General features: G+C 29.1%; 25 protein-coding genes and 1 pseudogene. 13 read left to right on the forward strand and 13 right to left on the reverse strand.

Annotated features, from left to right (window positions below):
* Positions 1–155: 155 nt before the first annotated feature.
* Both ACYUDJ_RS06435 and ACYUDJ_RS06440 read right to left on the reverse strand, forming a co-directional pair.
* Positions 156–338, reverse strand: a complete 183-nt coding sequence (locus ACYUDJ_RS06435; RefSeq protein ID WP_003489088.1) for a hypothetical protein — start codon at positions 336–338, stop codon at positions 156–158.
* Between the two features lie 79 nt (positions 339–417).
* Positions 418–603: a hypothetical protein gene (locus tag ACYUDJ_RS06440; protein WP_003489087.1), complete on the reverse strand. Its 186-nt coding sequence runs from the start codon at positions 601–603 to the stop codon at positions 418–420.
* 684 nt (positions 604–1,287) lie between these two features.
* Between ACYUDJ_RS06440 and ACYUDJ_RS06445 the strand changes: the two genes are divergently transcribed.
* Entirely contained in the window at positions 1,288–1,806 is a 519-nt protein-coding gene (locus ACYUDJ_RS06445; RefSeq protein WP_003489085.1) for a nitroreductase family protein, read from the forward strand.
* 303 nt (positions 1,807–2,109) lie between these two features.
* Here ACYUDJ_RS06445 and pdxR read toward each other — a convergent pair whose 3' ends face one another.
* Positions 2,110–3,546 (reverse strand): MocR-like pyridoxine biosynthesis transcription factor PdxR, encoded by a 1,437-nt coding sequence (gene pdxR, locus ACYUDJ_RS06450; protein WP_003489084.1) that lies wholly within the window; start codon positions 3,544–3,546, stop codon positions 2,110–2,112.
* Positions 3,547–3,780: 234 nt separating this feature from the next.
* Between pdxR and ACYUDJ_RS06455 the strand changes: the two genes are divergently transcribed.
* Entirely contained in the window at positions 3,781–4,281 is a 501-nt protein-coding gene (locus tag ACYUDJ_RS06455; protein ID WP_043031669.1) for a peptide deformylase, read from the forward strand.
* Between the two features lie 353 nt (positions 4,282–4,634).
* Here the strand turns inward: ACYUDJ_RS06455 and ACYUDJ_RS06460 are convergent, their stop codons facing one another.
* Complete coding sequence (locus ACYUDJ_RS06460) at positions 4,635–5,798, reverse strand: MerR family transcriptional regulator (RefSeq protein WP_003489080.1); 1,164 nt, start codon at positions 5,796–5,798, stop codon at positions 4,635–4,637.
* A 363-nt stretch (positions 5,799–6,161) separates the two neighbouring features.
* Between ACYUDJ_RS06460 and ACYUDJ_RS06465 the strand changes: the two genes are divergently transcribed.
* Complete coding sequence (locus ACYUDJ_RS06465) at positions 6,162–6,923, forward strand: threonine/serine exporter family protein (protein WP_043031667.1); 762 nt, start codon at positions 6,162–6,164, stop codon at positions 6,921–6,923.
* Entirely contained in the window at positions 6,923–7,393 is a 471-nt protein-coding gene (locus ACYUDJ_RS06470; protein ID WP_003489076.1) for a threonine/serine exporter family protein, read from the forward strand. The genes ACYUDJ_RS06465 and ACYUDJ_RS06470 overlap by 1 nt, the downstream gene beginning before the upstream one ends.
* Before the next feature lie 254 nt (positions 7,394–7,647).
* On the opposite strand, the gene ACYUDJ_RS06475 is transcribed toward ACYUDJ_RS06470, so the two are convergent.
* Entirely contained in the window at positions 7,648–8,580 is a 933-nt protein-coding gene (locus tag ACYUDJ_RS06475) for a helix-turn-helix transcriptional regulator (RefSeq protein ID WP_043031664.1), read from the reverse strand.
* 122 nt (positions 8,581–8,702) lie between these two features.
* Here ACYUDJ_RS06475 and ACYUDJ_RS06480 point away from each other — a divergent pair, with 122 nt between their 5' ends.
* Positions 8,703–9,125 carry a pyridoxamine 5'-phosphate oxidase family protein gene (locus ACYUDJ_RS06480; RefSeq protein ID WP_003489073.1) on the forward strand — a complete coding sequence of 141 codons (423 nt, stop codon included), beginning with the start codon at positions 8,703–8,705 and terminating at the stop codon, positions 9,123–9,125.
* A gap of 209 nt (positions 9,126–9,334) precedes the next feature.
* Here the strand turns inward: ACYUDJ_RS06480 and ACYUDJ_RS06485 are convergent, their stop codons facing one another.
* A complete protein-coding gene (locus ACYUDJ_RS06485) occupies positions 9,335–9,781 on the reverse strand; it encodes a GNAT family N-acetyltransferase (RefSeq protein ID WP_003489072.1) in 447 nt (148 codons plus the stop codon).
* A 271-nt stretch (positions 9,782–10,052) separates the two neighbouring features.
* Positions 10,053–10,940 carry a LysR family transcriptional regulator gene (locus ACYUDJ_RS06490; RefSeq protein WP_043031662.1) on the reverse strand — a complete coding sequence of 296 codons (888 nt, stop codon included), beginning with the start codon at positions 10,938–10,940 and terminating at the stop codon, positions 10,053–10,055.
* Between the two features lie 113 nt (positions 10,941–11,053).
* Between ACYUDJ_RS06490 and ACYUDJ_RS06495 the strand changes: the two genes are divergently transcribed.
* Both ACYUDJ_RS06495 and ACYUDJ_RS06500 read left to right on the forward strand, forming a co-directional pair.
* Positions 11,054–11,509, forward strand: a complete 456-nt coding sequence (locus ACYUDJ_RS06495; protein ID WP_043031660.1) for a DMT family transporter — start codon at positions 11,054–11,056, stop codon at positions 11,507–11,509.
* Between the two features lie 57 nt (positions 11,510–11,566).
* The gene (locus tag ACYUDJ_RS06500) at positions 11,567–12,145 is read left to right on the forward strand and encodes an LOG family protein (RefSeq protein WP_043031657.1); all 579 of its coding nucleotides are present in this window, start codon (positions 11,567–11,569) and stop codon (positions 12,143–12,145) included.
* A 176-nt stretch (positions 12,146–12,321) separates the two neighbouring features.
* On the opposite strand, the gene ACYUDJ_RS06505 is transcribed toward ACYUDJ_RS06500, so the two are convergent.
* Together ACYUDJ_RS06505 and ACYUDJ_RS06510 are read right to left on the reverse strand one after the other, a co-directional pair.
* Positions 12,322–13,764 (reverse strand): esterase/lipase family protein, encoded by a 1,443-nt coding sequence (locus ACYUDJ_RS06505; protein WP_043031655.1) that lies wholly within the window; start codon positions 13,762–13,764, stop codon positions 12,322–12,324.
* A gap of 624 nt (positions 13,765–14,388) precedes the next feature.
* Positions 14,389–15,018: a nitroreductase family protein gene (locus ACYUDJ_RS06510; RefSeq protein WP_043031653.1), complete on the reverse strand. Its 630-nt coding sequence runs from the start codon at positions 15,016–15,018 to the stop codon at positions 14,389–14,391.
* A gap of 127 nt (positions 15,019–15,145) precedes the next feature.
* Here ACYUDJ_RS06510 and ACYUDJ_RS06515 point away from each other — a divergent pair, with 127 nt between their 5' ends.
* Entirely contained in the window at positions 15,146–15,454 is a 309-nt protein-coding gene (locus ACYUDJ_RS06515) for a winged helix-turn-helix transcriptional regulator (RefSeq protein WP_043031651.1), read from the forward strand.
* A gap of 276 nt (positions 15,455–15,730) precedes the next feature.
* Entirely contained in the window at positions 15,731–16,432 is a 702-nt protein-coding gene (locus ACYUDJ_RS06520; protein ID WP_043031649.1) for a pirin family protein, read from the forward strand.
* 258 nt (positions 16,433–16,690) lie between these two features.
* Here the strand turns inward: ACYUDJ_RS06520 and ACYUDJ_RS06525 are convergent.
* The 4 genes and pseudogenes from ACYUDJ_RS06525 to ACYUDJ_RS06540 form a co-directional block, all read right to left on the reverse strand.
* Positions 16,691–16,813, reverse strand: a pseudogene (locus ACYUDJ_RS06525) (acetyltransferase); the annotation flags it as partial.
* A gap of 6 nt (positions 16,814–16,819) precedes the next feature.
* Positions 16,820–17,344, reverse strand: coding sequence for a GNAT family N-acetyltransferase (locus tag ACYUDJ_RS06530; RefSeq protein WP_043031647.1), 525 nt, complete (start codon positions 17,342–17,344; stop codon positions 16,820–16,822).
* A gap of 43 nt (positions 17,345–17,387) precedes the next feature.
* The gene (locus ACYUDJ_RS06535) at positions 17,388–17,903 is read right to left on the reverse strand and encodes a GrpB family protein (protein ID WP_043031645.1); all 516 of its coding nucleotides are present in this window, start codon (positions 17,901–17,903) and stop codon (positions 17,388–17,390) included.
* A gap of 198 nt (positions 17,904–18,101) precedes the next feature.
* The gene (locus tag ACYUDJ_RS06540; RefSeq protein ID WP_043032390.1) at positions 18,102–18,725 is read right to left on the reverse strand and encodes a GNAT family N-acetyltransferase; all 624 of its coding nucleotides are present in this window, start codon (positions 18,723–18,725) and stop codon (positions 18,102–18,104) included.
* 111 nt (positions 18,726–18,836) lie between these two features.
* Here ACYUDJ_RS06540 and ACYUDJ_RS06545 point away from each other — a divergent pair, with 111 nt between their 5' ends.
* From ACYUDJ_RS06545 to ACYUDJ_RS06560, 4 genes are all read left to right on the forward strand, one after another.
* Positions 18,837–19,664, forward strand: a complete 828-nt coding sequence (locus ACYUDJ_RS06545; RefSeq protein ID WP_460289538.1) for a MerR family DNA-binding transcriptional regulator — start codon at positions 18,837–18,839, stop codon at positions 19,662–19,664.
* A gap of 343 nt (positions 19,665–20,007) precedes the next feature.
* Positions 20,008–20,334 carry an ArsR/SmtB family transcription factor gene (locus ACYUDJ_RS06550; RefSeq protein ID WP_011948550.1) on the forward strand — a complete coding sequence of 109 codons (327 nt, stop codon included), beginning with the start codon at positions 20,008–20,010 and terminating at the stop codon, positions 20,332–20,334.
* Positions 20,335–20,438: 104 nt separating this feature from the next.
* Positions 20,439–20,993, forward strand: a complete 555-nt coding sequence (locus tag ACYUDJ_RS06555; protein WP_043031640.1) for a flavodoxin family protein — start codon at positions 20,439–20,441, stop codon at positions 20,991–20,993.
* Positions 20,994–21,010: 17 nt separating this feature from the next.
* Positions 21,011–21,580, forward strand: a complete 570-nt coding sequence (locus ACYUDJ_RS06560) for an NAD(P)H-dependent oxidoreductase (RefSeq protein ID WP_043031639.1) — start codon at positions 21,011–21,013, stop codon at positions 21,578–21,580.
* The last annotated feature ends 16 nt before the right edge of the window (positions 21,581–21,596 follow it).

Genomic DNA, 21,596 nt, shown 5'->3' on the forward strand with positions numbered 1-21,596 from the left:
AAGAAGAGTGATAAATTATCGCTCTTCTTTTTATTTACTATTATATCCAATTATTATTCTTAATTTTCTATATTGTAAAAAACTCTAGAAATAATCTGAGGTAGTTCTAATTAAGAACTACCTCAGAGTAATTAATTTAAAATATAACTAGATTACTATTTGTGTCTATGGCAATTTATAGTTAAATATACATTCTTAGTAAATATATTAACCTCACCACAGTGTGAATGTTCATCGTGTTTATCCCACTTCTTATCATTATCCTTCTCGTATTTCTCCATATCTACTAATTCTTTCATCTTCATTAATTCTTCCATATCTATCTTATTTATTTCCATCAATTGTTCACCTCTTTTTTATTCTTAAGTTAAAGTTTATGAGTAAGAATTCAAATATAATTTTTAAAATATAATTAGATTACCATTTATGTCCATGGCAATCTATGGATAAATAAACATTCCTAGTATATATATTAACTTTACCACAGTGTGAATTTCTATCATGTTTATCCCACTTTTTCTCATTATCCTTCTCGTATTTCTCCATATCTACTAATTCTTTCATCTTCATTAATTCTTCCATATCTATATTATTTGTTTCCATTAATTGTTCACCTCTTTTTTATTCTTAAGTTAAAGTTTAAGAGTGAGAATTCAAATATAAATTTTGAGCATATAAATTAACTCTAGTACACTCCTTATTATCTTTATCCATACAATCTATTGTGAATTTATAATTATATGGTTTTATATTGGTGCATATTGATATAAATATTAATTTTATAAATATTAATGTTAATAATATTGATGCTAATAATATTATTATAAATGCCTTGCAAGCCCACATAAATAACACCTTTCTATATTTTTTACTGGCTATACTTCTATATTATGTTCATATTCCTTAATATGTTCGCATCTTAATCTAATTATATAATTAGATTAAGATACAAATTTTCATTTAAATCGACATATCTTGGATATAATAAAAACATATTTAATAATGGATTTTTTTTGCTATTAGACAGGATGGTAAAATATACTCTATACTATTAACCTTCTATAAAAATATTCCTTCATATTCTTTATTGTTCCTGCCAATTTATACAACGGATGTTTTTTTGGGTTTGTCACAGGTTAACCTTATCAGTAGTAAATACTAATAAATTTAATTACACTCTCCTAATGGTAAGTATGCTACTAAAAAGTGCATACTTCTTTTTCTGCTTTGTAATTATTATAATAAAAGAAGACAGGAAAATAAATATTATAGAATGGAGATGTTTATATGGATTTTATAGACTTAGCTAAAGAAAGATATTCTGTAAGAAATTTTGATACCAAAAAGATTGAACAAGAAAAACTAGATTTAATTTTAAAAGCAGGACAATTAGCTCCAACTGCTGTAAATTATCAACCTCAAAGAATTTTAGTAATTGAAAATACTGAAGCTCTTGAAAAACTAAAAACTTGTACAATTTATCACTTCAATGCACCTATGGCTTTACTTATATGCGCGGATAAAAATGAAGCTTGGAAACGCAGTTATGATGGGAAAAGCCATACTGATATTGATGGGAGTATTGTTGCTACACATATGATGTTACAAGCTGCTGAACTTGGCTTGGGTACAACATGGGTTGGTCATTTTGACCCAAATACTATTCGTAATGCTTTTAGTATACCAACAAATCTTGAACCAATATGCCTTTTGCCACTAGGTTATCCAAGTAAGGATGCAAAACCAAATCCTAATCACCAAAAAAGAAAAGATATTTCCCAAACTGTTTTTTATAATCATTTTTAAAATTAAAGTTTATTAGATACTTACTAGTATAAAATATATTTAATTTTAAAACCGCAAATATAAAAAATACACCTATAAACTATTCAGTTCGCTAAGAAGTTCTAAATCTAGCTCCATTAAAAATTTTCTACCCAGTGGAGGCACCATCCTTGGTTTCACCACTGGCTCCTCACGTCCTGTGAGGAATTACGAAAATTTTTAATTGCGCCAGATTAAGAACTACTAAAGCTTATTCATATGTTTATCATGTGTATTTTTTTATATTTGCTATATTAAAATTAAATATATTTTGAGGCAGCTTCCTTATAACCATGCTTCTCCCAAGAGTGTAATCCCATGTTCAATTTCTTTAAGTTTCATGTGCCCATAACCAAGGAAGATATCATTACGTTTATTTGTACTTTTCTGATTTGAATGATAGAAGGAAATTGGATATACAATAACACCAACTTCTTTAGCTCTTTGGATAAGGTCACTTTCAGAGTGAGGTCTATTAACTCGAAGAGTTAAATTTACACCAGCATGATCTCCAATGATATGAGCATGACTGCCAAAAACCTTATTTATGGAATCAACAATTTTCTTATGTTTTTTTCCATATAAAGTTCTCATTTTTCTTATATGTTGTTCAAAATATCCACTTTTCATAAATTCAGCTATGGTAAGCTGATGGATTTTTGATGCGGTTTGATTATAGTAGCACCCTATTTCCACAAATTCTTCTGCGAGATTCTTGGGTAAAACAATATAACCAATGTGCATAGCGGGAAATAATGTTTTAGAAAATGTACCTAGGTATATCACTTTATCAAATTGATCGAGACTAAACATTGTTGGAACAGGATGGATGTTATATCGGAATTCACTATCATAATCATCTTCAATAATATAAGTATCTTTGTTCTTAGACCAGTTTAATAGACTCAATCTCTCAGAAACATTTAGGAGGCCACCCATAGGATGTTGATTTGAAGGTGTTAGATATATAGCAGAAGGATAATCTAATTTACTTTTAAGCATTGAGATATCGAATACATTGTTATTTAAACTAATTGGTATGATATCACATCCATTCCATTCAAATGCTTTTCTAACAGCTGTAAATCCAGGATCTTCTAAAGCTACTTTTAAAGGCTTGTTTTTACCTAGTATGAAACAAAGTAAACTGATAAGAGTTTGAGTCCCTGCACCTATAATAATTTGATCTGGATGGCAATTAACTCCTCGTGAGCGCTTAAGGTATTTAGATATCTCCATACGAAGTAATAATTCTCCCCTTGGATCTGAGTATGTTAAAATCTCTTGATTCTCTAAGCTCATTATATTTTGAGCAACTCTATTCCATGTTTTGAATGGAAATTGATTATGCTCAACTGACCCTGGCTTAAAATCGTACTTTGCATGAGCTCTGTTTAAATGCAAACTTTCTATTGGAGGTATACTAATTTCTTTGGAACTAGATTGATCATTAGAATAATCTAATGACTCATAATTATCCAAATCAGATACAAAATAGCCGCTCCCACTTTTACTATAAATAAATCCTTCTGATAAAAGTTGTAAGTACGCCATCTCAATTGTATTACGACTTACACAAAGGGATCCTTTTAGTTGCATTATTGAAGCAAGTTTTGAATTCGGCTCTAAATGACTACTAAGTATTGCACCTCGATATGCTTCATATATTTGAATGTATAATGGAACACTAATATTTCTTTTTAATGTAATCTGTATTTCCACAAAACCAACCCCATAAAATATTCAGTAACCATCCCTTTTTATAGGGATAATACTGCTATATAATTATAGCAAATCAACTGATAATCATCAATGCAGTCCACAGCGTATCTTGAACATGAAAGAAATATCTGACAAATCAGGAGCCGTCGGTGTGGGGTTGCTTAACTTAATGACAAAATCTCAGTTGTTTAGTATCTATTTATAATAATTTAATCCAAAACGGGAGGTTATATTATGCCAACAAAATCAATCCTATTATTAGGTGATGAAATACTTTACAGAATTTCTGAGGAAATACAGAAATCAAATTTAGATAAAGCTAAGCAAGTAATCAATGACTTACATGACACGATTGTTTCTTTTAAAAATCAATATGGATTTGGTAGAGCCATTGCGGCACCACAGATTGGTGAATCTGTAAGAATAATCTACATGCATTTAGGCTATAAAACTCATTATTTCATTAATCCAGTTCTTGAATTTATTGGAGACGATACCTTTCAACTATGGGATGATTGCATGAGTTTTCCAGGTCTTGAAGTATATGTAGAAAGACATAAGAAGTGCAAAGTAACTTATAAAAATTTAAACTGGGAAGATTGTGAAATGTATCTTGAAGGTGATCTATCAGAACTATTTCAACACGAGTATGATCATTTAGACGGAATTTTGGCTGTACAACGTGCAAAGGATTTAAAATCATTTCGAATAAACAAGAATAAGAGTGGCTGTTAAGTTTCAATAAACTTACTAGTAAGATTTGCTCTTTTACTCGCTTTGTATTATTTTAAATCCAATACAAGCGATTCGGTTTAGCCCTACCACTATTCTACAACCGTTATAGAATAATCTATCACGGTCCATCTCTTTTGATAAATTCTTACCGTTATTTGTGGTACGCTTCACCGTGTCAGTAGCAAATAATAACAGTTTTAGTACCGTTAGTAGTATTACGAAAAATCGCATAATTTCCTTTCTTGAATTACGCGATTTTTAACTTCTAATTATTTAATTTAAGTTCCTTTTGAATATCTAAGCTAATACTTGTAACTTTCGTTCTGCATGTCAAATCCTTCATAGTTTTTAATTCACGACTTACTATTTTCAGAATAAAATTTTAAAGCTTCTCCAATAAATTTAGATGCACCACTGCCATGTTTCTTATCAATTACTTTTATAAAAGTAGAATTTGATAAATAAAGTTCTGCCATATAACCCCAATAATTCTCCCCCTCATCTACTTTGTAAAATTCCTGATTTTTTTTACTTTCATCTGATATTTCTTCAATGATTTGTTGAATCTCCTGTGAAGAAGGATCTTTACCTAAGTCAGATACTAGCTTTTCATATAGTTCTTCTACTTTAGGCTGCTTAGTTCCCGAACAATTTTTTAGAGCTTCTCCGATAAATTTAGATGCACCATGGCCATATTTCTTATCAACTGCTTCTATCCATTCAGGATATACCAAATAAATTTGTACCATATAGTACCAATGATCATCTCCATTATCCATCTTGAAAGCCTCATAATCTTTTTTAGCTATATTGATTATTTCTTCAGCAATTTGTTGAATTTCCTTTGAAGAAGTATCTTTACTTAAGTCAGATGTAAGCTTTCTATATAATTCTTTTAATTTAGGATGCTTATCTTCTAAACAATCTTTTTTAAACTTATCATATTGTTCTGATAAAGTTATCATATCACTATTAAAATTTTTCTTTACAGCTTTAGCATATTTTTCAATACTTCCATACTGCTTTATAGCCATTTTAGCAATCTTATCTTCATTAGATTTACATTTTTCAATAAGTTCATTATATTTATCTACACTACCATAAGCCTTAATTATCATATCTTCATGTTCTGTTTTAAATTCTTCCAATACATTATAATATTCACTCATATCAAATTCTTTAAAATTCATTGTACTTTCTCCTTTTAATGTTTTATTTATAAGCTCTATTAAGCCATTCAACCTTTTGCGTTTTAACAAAAGTAACTTTTTCTGATTTTTTAATGCTTGCATTTTATCAAAGTATGGACTTGACATTATCTCTTTAACATCTTTTAAAGGTATATCAAGTTCCTTAAAAAATAAAATCTGCTGCAAGGTTTTAAGAGCCTTATCATCATAAAGTCTATATCCTGCCTCTGTAATTTCACTTGGTTTTAATAATCCTATTTCATCATAGTAATGTAGTGCACGCACACTTATTCCTGTCAAATCCGAAACTTGTTTTACTGTTCTCATTGCTACACCTCAAAGTTTGATTTTACAGCTATCAATGTTATCTAATACTCGGCCGGCTAGAAATTTTTGTAATATATTCAAGCTGTATTTTTATATTACACTATGACGTGATGTTAGGGTCAACACTTTACAAAATAATTATAATAAAACTTAGTAGAAAGCACTTTGCATGATGCTTGGCTATTGTATAAATTCGTAGTTTTTTATATCACACTTCAAACATAAAAAATAAGGAAAAATGTAGTATAAAATAAAAAATAATTATATAATTATATATGTCTGAATTTGTTTGGCAGTAAATATTTATTTATATTAAGAAATATGTGGGTGAAAAAACAATTTTTAATGGAGAGGTTATTTATTATGCAGGCAAAATATGATAAATTTCAGGAGTATGTGTTGGAAATTGGGCGACGCATGGTAATGTGTGGCTCTGAGGTCCGTCGTGTAGAAGATACAATTATACGTATCTGTAATGCATATGACATTAAAGTCTGTAATGTATACGCCATTACAACTTTGATTGTTATGACAATGAAAGATAGTGAAGGAAGACATTATACACAGTCAGTTAGAATTAATTCTACAGCAACGGATTTAGGCCAGTTAGAAGCATTAAATGCTATGGCTAGAGAAATATGCAGTAAAGTTCCCCCCATTTCTGAAATAGGTTCTGCATTGGATAATAATAAGTTGCGTAAAGAAAGTAATATTAAAAAGTGTATAGGATATATGCTAGCTGCCGCTGGATTTGCTGTATTTTTTGGTGGTACATTCTTAGATGGCCTTGTATCTTCAATTATTGGAATTGTAATATTTGGCATGGATCATTTTTTTCAAATTCGCAAATTAAATCGTGTAATATATACAGTAATTGCCTGTTTTTTATCAGGCTGCCTTGCTCAATTATGTGGCCATTTTGGACTTTGTATGAATGTGGATAAAGTTATGATTGGAGATATAATGATATTTATACCAGCATTAATTTTAATAAATGGTGTAAAAGAAATATTCTATCAAGATATAATGCCTGGATTATATAGACTAATTGAAGCATTTATGATTGCTCTTTCAATTGCAATAGGATTTGTAGGTTCAATGATATTATTAGGAGGTATACTTTAATGTGGAAAAATATAATACAAGTGCTAATGGCTGGAGTTGGCACCCTGGGATTTACACTATTTTTTTCTGTAAACAAAAAACATGTGGCCGCAGCAACTTTTGGAGGACTTCTTTCTTGGACAATTTATCTTGTTATCTACCACATTACAGAAAGTATATTTTTAGGTAATATGATTGCATCAATGATAGTATGCCTTTGGTCTGAATTAATGGCAAGAAAATTAAAAGCACCAACAAATATTTTTATGATACCAGGAATTATTCCACTTCTTCCTGGGGGAACACTTTATTATACTATGGAGGCAATGCTTCAAAAAAACAAGAAAATATTTATACAAAAAGGACTAGAAACAGTAATGATAACTGTAGGAATTGTAGCTGGTATTGTTGCAGTATCTGTTATTTTAGTTTATTTTTTTACATTATTAAAAAAACATCGAGAAAATTCAAATTCAAAATTAACATGTTAATGTTATCAATTTATGCAGCCTTTTCAGACTGTAAAATGTATTGTTTGTAAAAGTATCCTTTAATAGGATTAGATCTACGTGAATATCTTAGACACAAAAATCTAGAGATTTATCCAATTAACCTGGCTAAATCTCAACATTTTTGTGGTGAGATCCACTTTACCACCATATCTTCATCCAAATTTAGTAAAATCTCACTTACTTATTGTACGGTTCTCCGTATCAGTTGCAAGTGAGGTTTTTCTAAGTAAATATTAATTTTCATAAATGTATAATAATTTTTTAATACGTTTAATAAGTTCTACACGTACATTCTCTGGAGATAAACATTCACATTTATCTCCAAATCCCATTAATATATTATATCCTAAATCATCATCTACAAAAGGAAACTCAACTATAAATTTATCCTCTCCATAAGCCTTTACATTCTCTTCTCCACATCTTTCAACCATTTGTTCTCTTAAAGACCAATCAACTAGAAGCTTAATTGTAATAAGCCTTTTATCTATCCACCCACTTCCATCTAATGGTTTTGATTTAAACTCCCTTGGTACAAATATTGATTCTAATATTTCAAGGTTTGAAATTCGAGATAATTTAAATACTCTAAAATCTTCTCTTAAAGTACAATATCCTTGTAAATACCAGTTATTTTCTTTCAATATTAATTTATATGGTTCTATACAGCGTTTATCTTTTTTTCTATTACCACCATAATATTCAAATGATAAATACTTACTATCATTTAAAGCGCTTTTTACTTTCTCAAGATTTGGTTGAAAACTCTTATTCCCCATCCACGTAGTAAGGTCAATAGTTATTTGATTTGACTTTAATTCAATATCTCTAAATTGGTCTTTCGGAAGTAAACTCTTTACCTTTTCTAAAGTGCCTATAACTTCTTTATTGGATAATGTTGTTGAAACACTAGAAAGCCCCATCAAAAGTGTTGATATATCTGAAGCAGTAAAAAACTTTTTATCAACTTTATATTCAGGCATTATACTAACACCGCCATTTACCCCAGTATGAGTAATTATTGGTATCCCTGCTAAAGATATTGTATCTATATCCCTATAAATGGTTCTAGGTGTAACTTCAAACATCTTAGCTAATTTTATTGCACTTATTCTTTCATTATTTAGTAACACCATAATAATGGATATCAATCTATCTATTTTCAATAATATCTCTCCTTGAAATCATGTATACATTTATTTTATAACCTTGACATAATGGGGTCAGATTTACTGTGATATATTTAATCTGTTAGAAATAATATACCTAATATATAGGAGGATTACAAATGAATTTTTCACAAGAATTTAATAGGATTATGCTATCTCAAAAGGAGTTAGCTTTAGCAACAAGTGTAGATAATATTCCAAATGTTCGAATTGTTAATTTTTACTACGATGTTTCAAAGAAAGGAGTAGTATACTTTTCAACATTCTCAGATAATCCAAAAATTGAAGAATTTGCTAAAAACAACATAGTGGCATTTACCACTATCCCATCTAATGGAAATGAACATGTTAGAGTTAATAAGGCACTAATTCAAAAAAGCAATTTAACAATATTTGATTTAAAAAATGATTTTATCAAGAAAATTCCTAATTATGAAATCACAATAAATGAGGTCGGAAATCAACTATCTCTTTATGAAATTCACTTTAAAGAAGCTACTGTTACATTAGATTATACTGAAAGCGCTGCTATAGCTTTATAGTATACTAAATAAGCCAATGATATTTAAATATCGTTGGCTTATTTTTAATATTACTTATAAAAACTCTATTTCTAGCTTCACTTATGATACTGTTCACTATTCATTATCCTAAACTTTACTACATATTTAAATACTTTTCTATGTTCATTCAAATTCTAGTTATAGATATAACTTATCTAAATTTATAAATGATATATAAAAATTACTAATTATAAAAATTTCATATGAAGAATAGGAAATGGATTACCGTGGTCATCAAATTCTGATCTTTTGAATGTATCAAACCCCATATGTTTATAAAATCCTACTCCTTGTGTATTTTGTTCATTTACATCTACAAACTTTGCATTTAGAACATTTATTGCGTAATTAATAAGTTTTTTACCTATACCATTACCTCTACTGTTTGAATCTACAAATAACATTTCAATTTTACTTTGATGTACACCCATAAATGCCTGTATAGCACCTTTTTCATCTCTTACACATAGAAGTTTACTAACATAATCAACACCTTCTTTAACTTGAGGTTTTATTGATATTATATCTTCTTCTTTTAAAAATGTATGAGTTGCTCTTACTGATGACTCCCATACATTTAGTATATTATCCATATCATCTCTATTAATATTATTTAGATTTTCTATCTTTATCATTTAATAATTCCTCCTAAGTATATTTTATACTTAATATTATAGGTTAAATGGTGTTTCTGAAGTTTATCAATTATTTTTTTATCGCCCTTGCAAAGCTATGCCTTGATATTATTACAGTTTTTGCTTAGAGCTAAATCAATTAATCTAATTTTACAAAACATGGTAACGCCTACCTTAAATAATTTAATAGCAATGCTAAATTTTAATCTTGGTTATATCAATATAAAGAACTAGCTTATCATATCTTAAATGTAAAGTTAAAATAAATAATCTAATCTTCAATAAGATCAATAAATCTTTCAGCTGCTGTAGACATAGGAATATCTTTTTTAGTTGCTATGCCCATAATTCTCTCTGGGATTTTTTCTTTAATAGATATATCATATAATTGTTCCTGCTCTAACTCCTTTTTGATATAATCTTTTATAACACAGGAAACTCCTAAGCCTCTTTTTGCAAATTCTATCATTAGTTCTACATTACTTAACTCTATTTGCGGTACTACGTCCAATCCATGTGAACTAAAATAATTATCTATATAACCCCTTGTATTGCCACCTTTCTCTAGTAAAATAATAGGATATCTATCCACTAAATCCTTCAATGTTATCTGTTTTTCACAAATTCCCTTGTACTTCTCTCCTACCACAAAACAATCTTGTATTTTAAATGTTTTAATAACATTTAAAGAATTGCTTGTGTCTATATTCATATTCAAAATTCCTATATCTATCTCACCTGAATCTAATGCTTTTGCTATTTGATGGCTTGACTTATCCTTAACATAAATTTTTATATTTGGATAATTTAAATTATAAATTTCTATGTATTTCATTAGATAGTATTTGCATACTGCACTACATACAGCTATTCTTACCTGACCTGAATTAAGATTTTTTAATTCTGAAAATTTTCTTTCTGCTGTCATCATAAGACCATAGCCTTGTTCTATATATTTGAATAATACCTCACCTTCTAAAGTAAGTGAAACTCCTCTTGGAGTTCTATGAAATAATTCCCCACCTAATTTTCCCTCTAATAATTTTATAGATTGACTAACTGCTGGCTGTGATGTAAAAAGCTCTTTTGCTGCTTTAGATATACTGCCTAATTTGGCAGTAATATAAAAAATTCTATAAAGTTCAAGATTAATATACATATAAAAATTTAGTATACCTCCTATACTAGATATTAATTTTACTTATATCAGTATATTAATTATAATTGCTTTATAAAAGTTATTCAACAATTAAAAGCATTGGAGGTTATAGTGTGGTATTTATTTATTACTTACTATCATTAATATCTGGATTTGCCTTAACCTTACAGGTTGGTATAAACGCTGTACTTCGTTCTAAAATAGGAAATCCTATTCTTTCATCCCTTATTAGCTTTGGTGTAGGAACTTTAGGACTTGCATTAGTATTCTTCTTTACTGTATTAAATGGTTCTAGTACATTGCCAACTGCTACTCATATCAAAAATACAAGTTGGTGGATGTTTCTAGGGGGATTATTGGGAGCATTTTATATATTTACAACTATATTTGCATCTCCTAAGATTGGATTTGCAAGTATGTTTAGCCTTGTAGTATGTGGTCAAATACTCTTTGCTGTTATATTTGACCATTTTGGATTATTAGGCAACCAAATTCATTTATTAACTCCACTAAGAACGCTAGGTATTATTTTCTTAGTCTTAGGGGTTTATATTATTCAAACTCATTAATTAGAGATTTATATTTAAATCTTAATCAATAAAACATCATTATAGGAGGTAATTTTTATGAAAAGAATCTGTGTTTATTCTGGCTCTAATCTAGGTTTACGCTCTGAATATAAAGAAAGTGCTAAACTACTAGGTAAAATATTGGCTGAAAATAAAATTGAATTAGTATATGGTGGTTCAAGAATAGGTCTTATGGGGGAGATATCAAATGAAGTTTTAAGAAATAACGGAAAAGTTATTGGGGTTATGCCTAAAGGGCTCTTCTCAGGTGAAATGGTTCATGAAAATTTGACTAAACTTATTGAAGTTGAAAACATGCATGAAAGGAAGCAAACTATGGCTGAGCTTTCTGATGGATTTATAGCACTTCCTGGTGGACTGGGTACTTTTGAAGAACTGTTTGAAGTACTTAGTTGGGCTCAGCTTGGTATTCATAAAAAGCCTATTGGCATATTAAATATATCAAACTTCTTTGACCCTCTTTTACATATGATTAAAAACACTTGTACTGAAGGTTTCATGAATGAATCAAATATTAAGCTTATTTCAGTTTCAGACAATCCTTCAGAATTAATCAAACAAATGAAAAACTATGTGCCACCTCTAATGGAAAATAAATGGCGTGAATTAGTATAAGTAAATTTCATTATAAAAAGAAGATGTCTCAAAATAGCCTTAATTTTAATATAGTCAAATTTAGAACTACTCAGCAAAATGAATTGCTTTATGAATGTATTATTTATATTTATGGTTTTAAAATTAAGGCTATTTTTATTTTGAGACACCCTCTTTATCTTAATTATTTCATGTATTTATCTTTGCAATTTACTTAAAAAGTTTCCATAATCAATATACCAATCTTTAACGTTACCAAATGTACCTACTATGTCCATATGATCTGTATTTACAATTCTAGGCATTACATTCCATTGTCCCATTTTAGCTCCGCCAGTATATTGCTCAATAACATCATCAGAACCCAATTTAGGACCATCTTGACTAATACAATTTACAACACCATCATTAGGGAACCATTTCTTGTCAATGATAGGAAGATCTTTTTTATTACGTGAATATTTACCCATTAAGTTTGCTGTTGGATAAAATATAGGATTCATTGGACCAATTTGTGCTACAGAATGACCTGTAAGTATAGATTCTTTAGTTGCTTGGGTTGTCCAAGAAAAATAATACACATCTGGTTGAGCCTTTACCCATGTATTGAGTTCTTGTGCACCTTCTGTGGATAAATCATAAGTTGATATATCCTTTGTACTATTCCAAATATTGCTTTCTAAAACCCTTTCAATATAATCACGTTGAGATTCTCCACTTTGCTTTTTTAATCCCCATTGATCTAATTTTAAATCATATATTGAGCTAAACAACTTGTTTTTACCAGTTATTGTTCCTAATACACCAAATGTATAACTTATTAAATCTTTTGCTGGCATTAAATCTGATAAAGTTGTACCATCATTAGGTGTAGAGATAGTACTAACACTATGAATCCAATGCTTTCCTCCTTCAAATAATGGTGAAATATTTTCTTGTCCGCAATTTATTTCCTCTTCACTGCCTTTACTTAAAAGCTGTGTAAGTGTACGTATAGTTTGTCCACCCATACTATGTCCTATTAAATGTATTTTATTTTCATTGCTTATATTTTTATATATCCCTGGATATGTCCTTCCATATCTATTATGTTTAGATTTTTTTGCATGAGCTTCTCCATAATCTACTGTTCCACCTACTATGTAAGCATAAAGTTCACAAGCTCTATCCCAATTACTAGATACTGGTCCTACTGTTGCTGTATAAGTCTCATGCCCTGAGGCATTTAACTTTTCTTGAAGATCAACTACTCCACCCCAATATTTATATCCTAATAATTCATCTCTTCCAAACCCCATAAAACCATGAACTAAAATAATGGGATAATTATTTCCTCCTATAATGCTCCTAGTATTAATTTCTGGAAATTCTATCGGAAATTTCAATGGAGGCATTTTATTTATGTCTTCTTCACTTTTAACTTCTTCTGCCGAATCTATTAAATTGTCTATATCTTCTAATGTAGGTATTTTTATTGTCTCCTCTGCATCTTTTACTTCTTCATTAACATTAGATGCTTCCACCTTCTGTGTTCCTTGTGCCTTTGGGTCATCTGCTCTTACAATCATTGAAAAATTTGTTAGTGTCATAGACAATACTAATAAAATAACAGTTGTTATTTTGGTTAAATTTTTTTTCATTTTACATACCCCCTAATTTAATTTTTTTAAGTAACTATTATGACTGAATGAATCATTTGATTTCACCTTCTTCCATTTAATTTGAATAATTGATAAATATATACAATTATACATGCATTTTAAATATTTTTCAATATTTTCCTAATTTTCATTTTATTATTACAAATAAAAACTTTTAAAGAATTTATTTCCAATAATGAAATATAGAAAATAAAAAAAACAATTAAACTATAATGAATTCTAGCTGCATCCTAAAAAAAATATGGATAAATTAGATAAGAATCAATGAAATGAAATAATTATTTTGTTTTTATACTAGGTTGATACCTATAAATATATTTTAGTAACATGAATATTATAGATAACATTATTCATATATTAAAATACCATGAATTAACTTTATAAAAATTATTCAATAATTTATAAGTATTGAAACCTAGTTATTTGTATTACAACGTAAAAACACCGTAAAATTCAGATTTGATATGTTCTCCTTAAAGTAGACAGATTAAAAAATAAAAATCTGTTTCTGAAAATGGAAACATATCATTTTTGAACAATACGGTATTTTAAAAATTTATTGATTTTTAATATTTAATAAATATTTATATCCTTCTGAGATCCCTATTCAAAGCTATTAAAGCTTACAAACTCTCCTACAGGTTTCCTATATCCCCTCATTCTTGTCTTAGAAGTATCTTCTTCTCCCATAGTTATCATAAGAGCTATTTCGTAGTTTTCAGGAATATTGAAGATTTGTCTAACTTCCTCTTGATTAAAGCCAATCATTGGACAAGTATCCCATCCTTTATCTTTAGCAATTAACATAAACATCATAGCTGATAGAGAAGTATTTCTTATTGCTTCACTACGCTGAAAATCTTCACCCCTGCCTTCATAGAGATTATTTATATCACGAACAATATTATCATAATCTAATTTACTCATAATCCCTAAATTAAGCATTCCTGAATAAATATTTTCTGCATTTTTATATGCTAATTTATCTCCCAATACTAATATAACTGCGGAAGCTGTGTGCACTTTATACTGATTAAAAGCAGCTTTTCTTAGTTGCTCCTTTTTTTCTTCATCTGTTACAACTAAATAATTTGAATGTTGAATATTAAAGCATGAAGGAGCAAGTTTTAATAGCTCAAATATTTCAGTAAAATCTTTATCTGGAATTTTTACTCCCTCTATAAAGTTATTAGCAGAGCGTCTTTCTTCAATAATTTTTTTTAATTCTGACATAGCCATTCCCCCTATTTCTGAATTTTTATAAATAAAACCACAACAAATCCTTATATTGGTATAATATAGTAAGTAACTTACTTTTGTCAAGTAAACATGATATACTAGTAATAGGTGGTGATTGAATATGGAAAAATATCATATGTGTCCAAAGTTTGAAACTGCTTTTGAACTATTAGGGAAAAAATGGACTGGATTAATTATAAGAACATTATTAAGTGGTCAAAAGCGTTTTTCTGATATATCAGAAGCAATTCCCAACATGAGTGCTCGTATTCTTACGGAAAGATTTAAGGAATTAGAGGAGGCAGGGATTATTATTAGAAAAGTTTATCCCGAAACTCCTGTACGTATAGAGTATGAACTTACACAAAAAGGGTCAGACTTACAAGCTGTTATGGATGAAGTTCAAAAATGGGCAGAAAAATGGAACTAAATAAGATTACATAAGAAGCTTCCTATTGATTTAGGGAGTTTTTTATTTTTTGTTCATAAAACATAAATCTGAAGTAACTTTAAATAATTATTAAAAATTTTCTTTACTAATTATAATTTATGTGCAATAATTAATTTAAATATACTTACTAAATGTAACTAACTAAATTAAATATTGTTAATATATATTTTAAAGTTAACAAAGCCACTTTTATAGAAAATTTTATTTATAGTTTAAATTAAGATGGTAAAAGATAATTAAAAGGAGAGATGTAGAATGTTAATAAAGATAGAAAATAAAAATATGGGTAGTAGCAATCTTGGATGGTTAAGAAGTAAATTCCACTTTTCCTTTGCTGAATATTACAATCCAGATAATATAAACTTTGGAGTTTTAAGAGTAATAAATGATGATTTAATTGAAGTTGGTACTGGATTCAATACTCATCCTCATAAAGATATGGAGATAATATCCTATGTAGTTAATGGTGATCTTACACATGAAGATAGTATGGGAAACAAGAATACTATAACTCGTGGTCATGTTCAATTCATGAGTGCAGGGTCAGGGGTATATCATAGTGAGCATAACTTCGGAAAAGAAATATTAAGGCTTCTACAGATATGGATTTTCCCCGATAAACAAGGGTATAAACCTAGCTATGGAGATTACAGATTTAATTGGGATGATAGACACAATAAATGGCTTCATATGGTTTCAAGCAAAAACAGAAATGCACCAATAAAAATAAATCAAGATATGAATATTTATTCCTTAGAACTTGAAAAAGGAAAAGAAATTGGTTTTCCGGTAAAGAAAGGAAGACAGGCATATTTAGTTCAGATAGAAGGAAATTCAATAATAAACAATATTGAATTAGTTGATAGAGATGCTATGGAAATAGTTGAGGAAGATATTTTAATAAAAGCAAAAGAAACTTCCCACGTTTTAGTTTTAGAAATGAATAAACAAGATTAATAGTATTCAAATCACATAAATAGGCATATTAAATTTTATTACTTAATATATTTGTCATACGATGTAAAAACACTGCATTATTCAAATTTGAATAATGCAGTTTCATTTTTTCAGTTGTTATGTTAAATAAGAATATTCCATCTTAAATACCGACTCATTCAATTATTATTGTTTAGAAAACTTTTGCCTTAATAAAATTTCCTATTCTTTCCAGCTTTCAAAATGCAAATACGATATTGAACCTATAATACTAAAAAACATAATTATAGCATCATATCCTATCCACACATCATTTCCAATTACAATATCACCTTTGTTATCCTAAGCATCTTTTGAGTTTAATGCTTTATCCCATTCTTCTTTTAAAATTTTAAAAGCATATATTTATTATAATTGTAAAATCATATGTATATCATATGGTTCTAATTTATATAAATCTTTATTTATCTCATTTGTTAATTTTGCACCGATGGCGAAATAAAATTCCACTGTATTTTTAAAGGGTGTAGCAGATATATACATACTTTTGGCATTTAATTCTTTTGCTTTTTTAGATAGCAAATTCACTAGATTTTTACCTATACCCTTTTTACGATAATTATTACTTATATATAACATATCAAGTTTAAGTTGGTCATTATTTCTGCCAATAAATTTGCTTTCTAAAGCCCCTAAACCTACAATTGTTTTATTGTCAAAGGCTCCATATATAGTTCCATTTCTATCATATATGTCTTGTAATCTATCGATATATTCATGGAGTTCTTTCAAGTCCCATCCCTCAATATTATAAAATTCATTTACTATTTCAAGTTTATTATCTCTAAAATAATAAACTTCATTTACAATTTCTTTTCTATCAATTTCACCTAATAGTGCAAGTTCTGACCTTTCAAGTAATCTATAGTTCAAAATAATCAACTCACTTTCAAATAAAATTAAACCTTGATAGTTATTAGCGTGATGAATTCCATTCTAATGCTTTTCTTTCTAATTCCTTGACAAAGTGATCTTTACCATCACAATAAGCCTCTATATCATCAGGAAACATGGTAGCTAATCTGCTCTTTAGTTCTCCATACTCAAATGCATCCTCTGGATGTGTTCTTAAATAATCACGAACAGCTAAATGTCTTTCAATATCATTGAAGTTGCTTTTTTCAAACACATGAATTTGATGGGTCCTATTTTCCAATCCTTTTCTAAAATATCTTCTGCCGGCTATACCAAATTCACCTTTTGACTCGTATCCCAGATCTTCAAACTCTTTATTATACTTATCAACTTTTGTAATGTCCTTTACTACAGGCATAATATCTATAATTGGCTTGGCTTTTAAATTCACCACTGATGTGCTTCCAATGTGGTAAATATCAACTAACTCGTTTCCAAGTATATTTTTAATCTTTTCAGCTTCTTCCAGATATAAATTGGGCCATTGGCTGCTATACTCTACAACTTGAACCTTCATATAAACAATCTCCTTTCTAATAAAACTATAATTTCTCTAGTTATTCTCAAATTATAGTTATCGTAAACTAATATAGCTTGATATGAACTCTGCATTTTCATTATTTTTCATTGCTTGATGTATAAATACATAGCTTTTTATATTTGGGTAAGGCATTCATTTAAGGCGGCTTGATTTATAAAAATCAAAACACCGATATTACCGATACTTATAATTATAAGCCTTCTGCATTATAGTCCATCGAGATTCTCCAACAAAGTATCCCTTTAAGGGACTTTTTATCTTTTTTATATCCTCAAAACCAAATCGGCAATAAAGGTGTTTTGCAGGGTTTCCTCCAGCAACTGCTAATGTATAAGATGTATACCCTCTATCTAATAATGCCTGTTCTCCATGCTGAAGAAGTAACATGCCAATTCCTTTTCCACGACAGGTTCCATCGACCGCAATATGCTCTATATAGCACTCTCCTTCATTTAGTTTGTAATCTTCTAACATTACCATTTTGGTGTACATCATTATAACATTGTAGACACCATATCGTCTACATAGCGATATAATAGGAATGTCTTCATTAGTATTTTCTGTTTTGCTGCAACGCATTAGAATTACGCCAACTACCTTTTTGTCTTGCTTAGCTACAAAATGAAGATATGCGGGATCATCAGCTTTGAGATGCCAAGAAGCGTACAAAATATTTTCTATATCATTATCACTTAGCTTTTGGTGTTGGCAAAACTTGCTTTTAAAAGATTGTACTAATAAAGCAATTACATCTCTAAAATCGGTATTTTGATACTTCTCAATATAAATATTGTCCATCAGCATATTGTCCCCTTTACAAATTAAATTTTTTTAGGTACTATAATTAAAATAAACCATTGAGCTACTCAAGAGTCAATTGGTGTTGTTAAATTTTTTAAGGAGGATAAAATGCAGGGATTACTACGTATTAGACAAGTAAGTAAATTATATGGCATATCACTTGATACTTTACGTCACTACGACCGAAAAGGATTGTTAAGGCCAATTATTGATCCTCAAAATGATTATCGTTACTACTCCTTAGAACATCTGGATATCCTAGAAATGATTTTAATTGGAAAATATATGAAAATCCCCCTAGATCAAATGAAAGAAAGAATAGATTCGGAAAGTATCGATGGATATTTATCAATGGTAAAAGAACAGAAGGAACGTATAAACGAAGAAAAAAGGCTATTAAATCAACTTGATCAATATGCTGAGGATATGCTAGAGTTACTTACTACTATTTCTAAATTTAAAAACGATTACACATTTTCTACTGCTTCAGTTTATAAAGAAATTGATATTACCATCTATAGAATAGATTTGGGAACATTACTGCACGAAGATACTAAATCACAACAGACAGAAGGGATAGAATCTTTAGAGCAATGGGCTTTCTATCATAGCGAGTCGGATGGAACAATAGTAGAGAATGACGAGGTAATTGGTTTTTCATTTTCTGACAGTACAATAAATACAACTATACTTCAAAAGCAATTTATATTTGCAGCTGAACATAACATTGTGGCACAGCATCGTGTAACAGGATATTATTCCAATATTATGTTCTGGGGTGTAAAAAAGGATTTAATGGAATATCTATATAAATTATGCCGTCATTTTGACTTATACAATTCTACCCTATTAGTAAAATACAACTTTGCGCTACTTCATAAAAGTATGGAACACGAATATTTTGTAGAAATATACTTTCCCCAAAATCCAATTTGAAGACCAATACATTCTATTTGAACAATCAATATCAAAATAATTATGCCAGTAAAATGGCGAAAATCATAATGACAACTCTGAGTATTCTAGCAATACTAACGGGATTATCTGATATAGCGGACCATCCAAAGTAATCGATTAGAATTCCTATAGGAACTACTATTAAGAATATACTTTCGCCATAATATTCTTTTACATTGGAAATTGAGGAAGATATTTAGCCCAATTTTATACCGATGACATCGTAATCAACTGGATTGTATAAATGGTTCATAATAATATATATAAATTATTATTGACAGATGCATATATGTGCATATATAATCTTAATTAGGTGATATGTATGGATAAGAAAGATTTAATTTTAGAATGTACCAAAGAAATAGAAGAAAGCATTGATTTTGAATTTTTTAAGACTTTGTTTGATCCAGTGCGATGTGATATTATAAAATACCTGGCTATTAACGGTGCTAATAATATCAAAGATATTTCTGAAAATTTTGCACAGGACCGTTCAGTTATTTCAAGACATTTAGACTTAATGCATAGACATGGCATAGTCAATAAAACAAAAGAAAATAGAAGTATTTTTTATGAATTGAACGATAAGTATATTCTTGAAAAATTTGAATTGACAGCAACAAATTTAAAAAAATTAATACGTCAGTAAAATTTAAAAAGGCAGTCTTGCCTTTTTAAAAACATTATAATGTGCATATGTGTGCACTAAAGTATTCATATGTTCACCAATTTAATTGAGAGGAAGGAATAAATATGAACATACTATCTGTTCTAGCAAGCCCGCGAAATCAAGGCAATACGGCTATTTTATTGAAAGAATATTTAAAAGGTTTAGAGGGCCTAACATCCCAGGTTGAAATAGAAACAATTTATCTTCAAGCAAAAAATATACAATATTGTACAGGCTGCAATGCCTGCAAAAAAAGCAGTCAAAATCAATGTGTATTAAAAGATGATATGCAGGATATTTATAAAAGTGTAGAAAAAGCAGATGTTTTGGTTTTGGCAACCCCTGTCTATGTTTTTAATATGGCTGCACAGTTAAAAACTTTTTTAGACAGGCTATATGCAGTAGATTATAATACTTTATTAAACAAAAAAATTGTATTGCTAACCACCTATGGAGATAGCAGTGAAGCTAATTCAGGAGTTAAAAATATCGTACAATCCATCACTATGCTTTCACAATATCTTGGTATGGAATTCATACAAAATCTTAATGTAAGCACATATAAGGTTCAGATTTCTGAAAATGAGCAATCTAAAAAAGCTGCCTATACATTGGGAGCAGACATTTTAAAATATTAATTGAGAGGTGTTTCAAGATGGTAACAATTGTATTTGCACATCCATGGCACAGAAGTTTTAATAAGGCTATACTGGATACAGTAACAACTGTTTTAGAACAAAGGAAAAATGAATACCAGGTAATTGATTTAAATAAAGAGAATTTTAACCCTGTTATGACCGAAGGAGAATTAGCTTTGTATTCAAAAGGACAACATAAGGATCCTTTAGTAACCAAATATCAAAACATGTTAAAAAAAACAGATGAAATTATTTTTATATTTCCACTTTGGTGGTACGATACCCCTGCTATCTTTAAAGGTTTTCTTGATAAAGTTATGTTAAAAAATTTTGCATATACAGAATCAAATACAGGTTTAAAGGGAAAGTTAACTCATATTAAATCTGCCAAAGTGATAACAACGGGCCAATCTCCCCGTTGGTATTTAAAGTATTTTGCTGGCAATCTGATTCAGAAAACATTTATCAATACTACATTAAAAGGTATTGGAATTAAAAATGCTAAGTGGCTCCACTGCGGGGATGTTTCTAAGGGGGCTCAGGTGAAGAGGGAGAAATTTTTGCAAAGGTTGGCAATTGATATTTAAGTTTGAACTCAATTCA

It is taken from the genome of Clostridium sp. CTA-6, assembly GCF_054768115.1.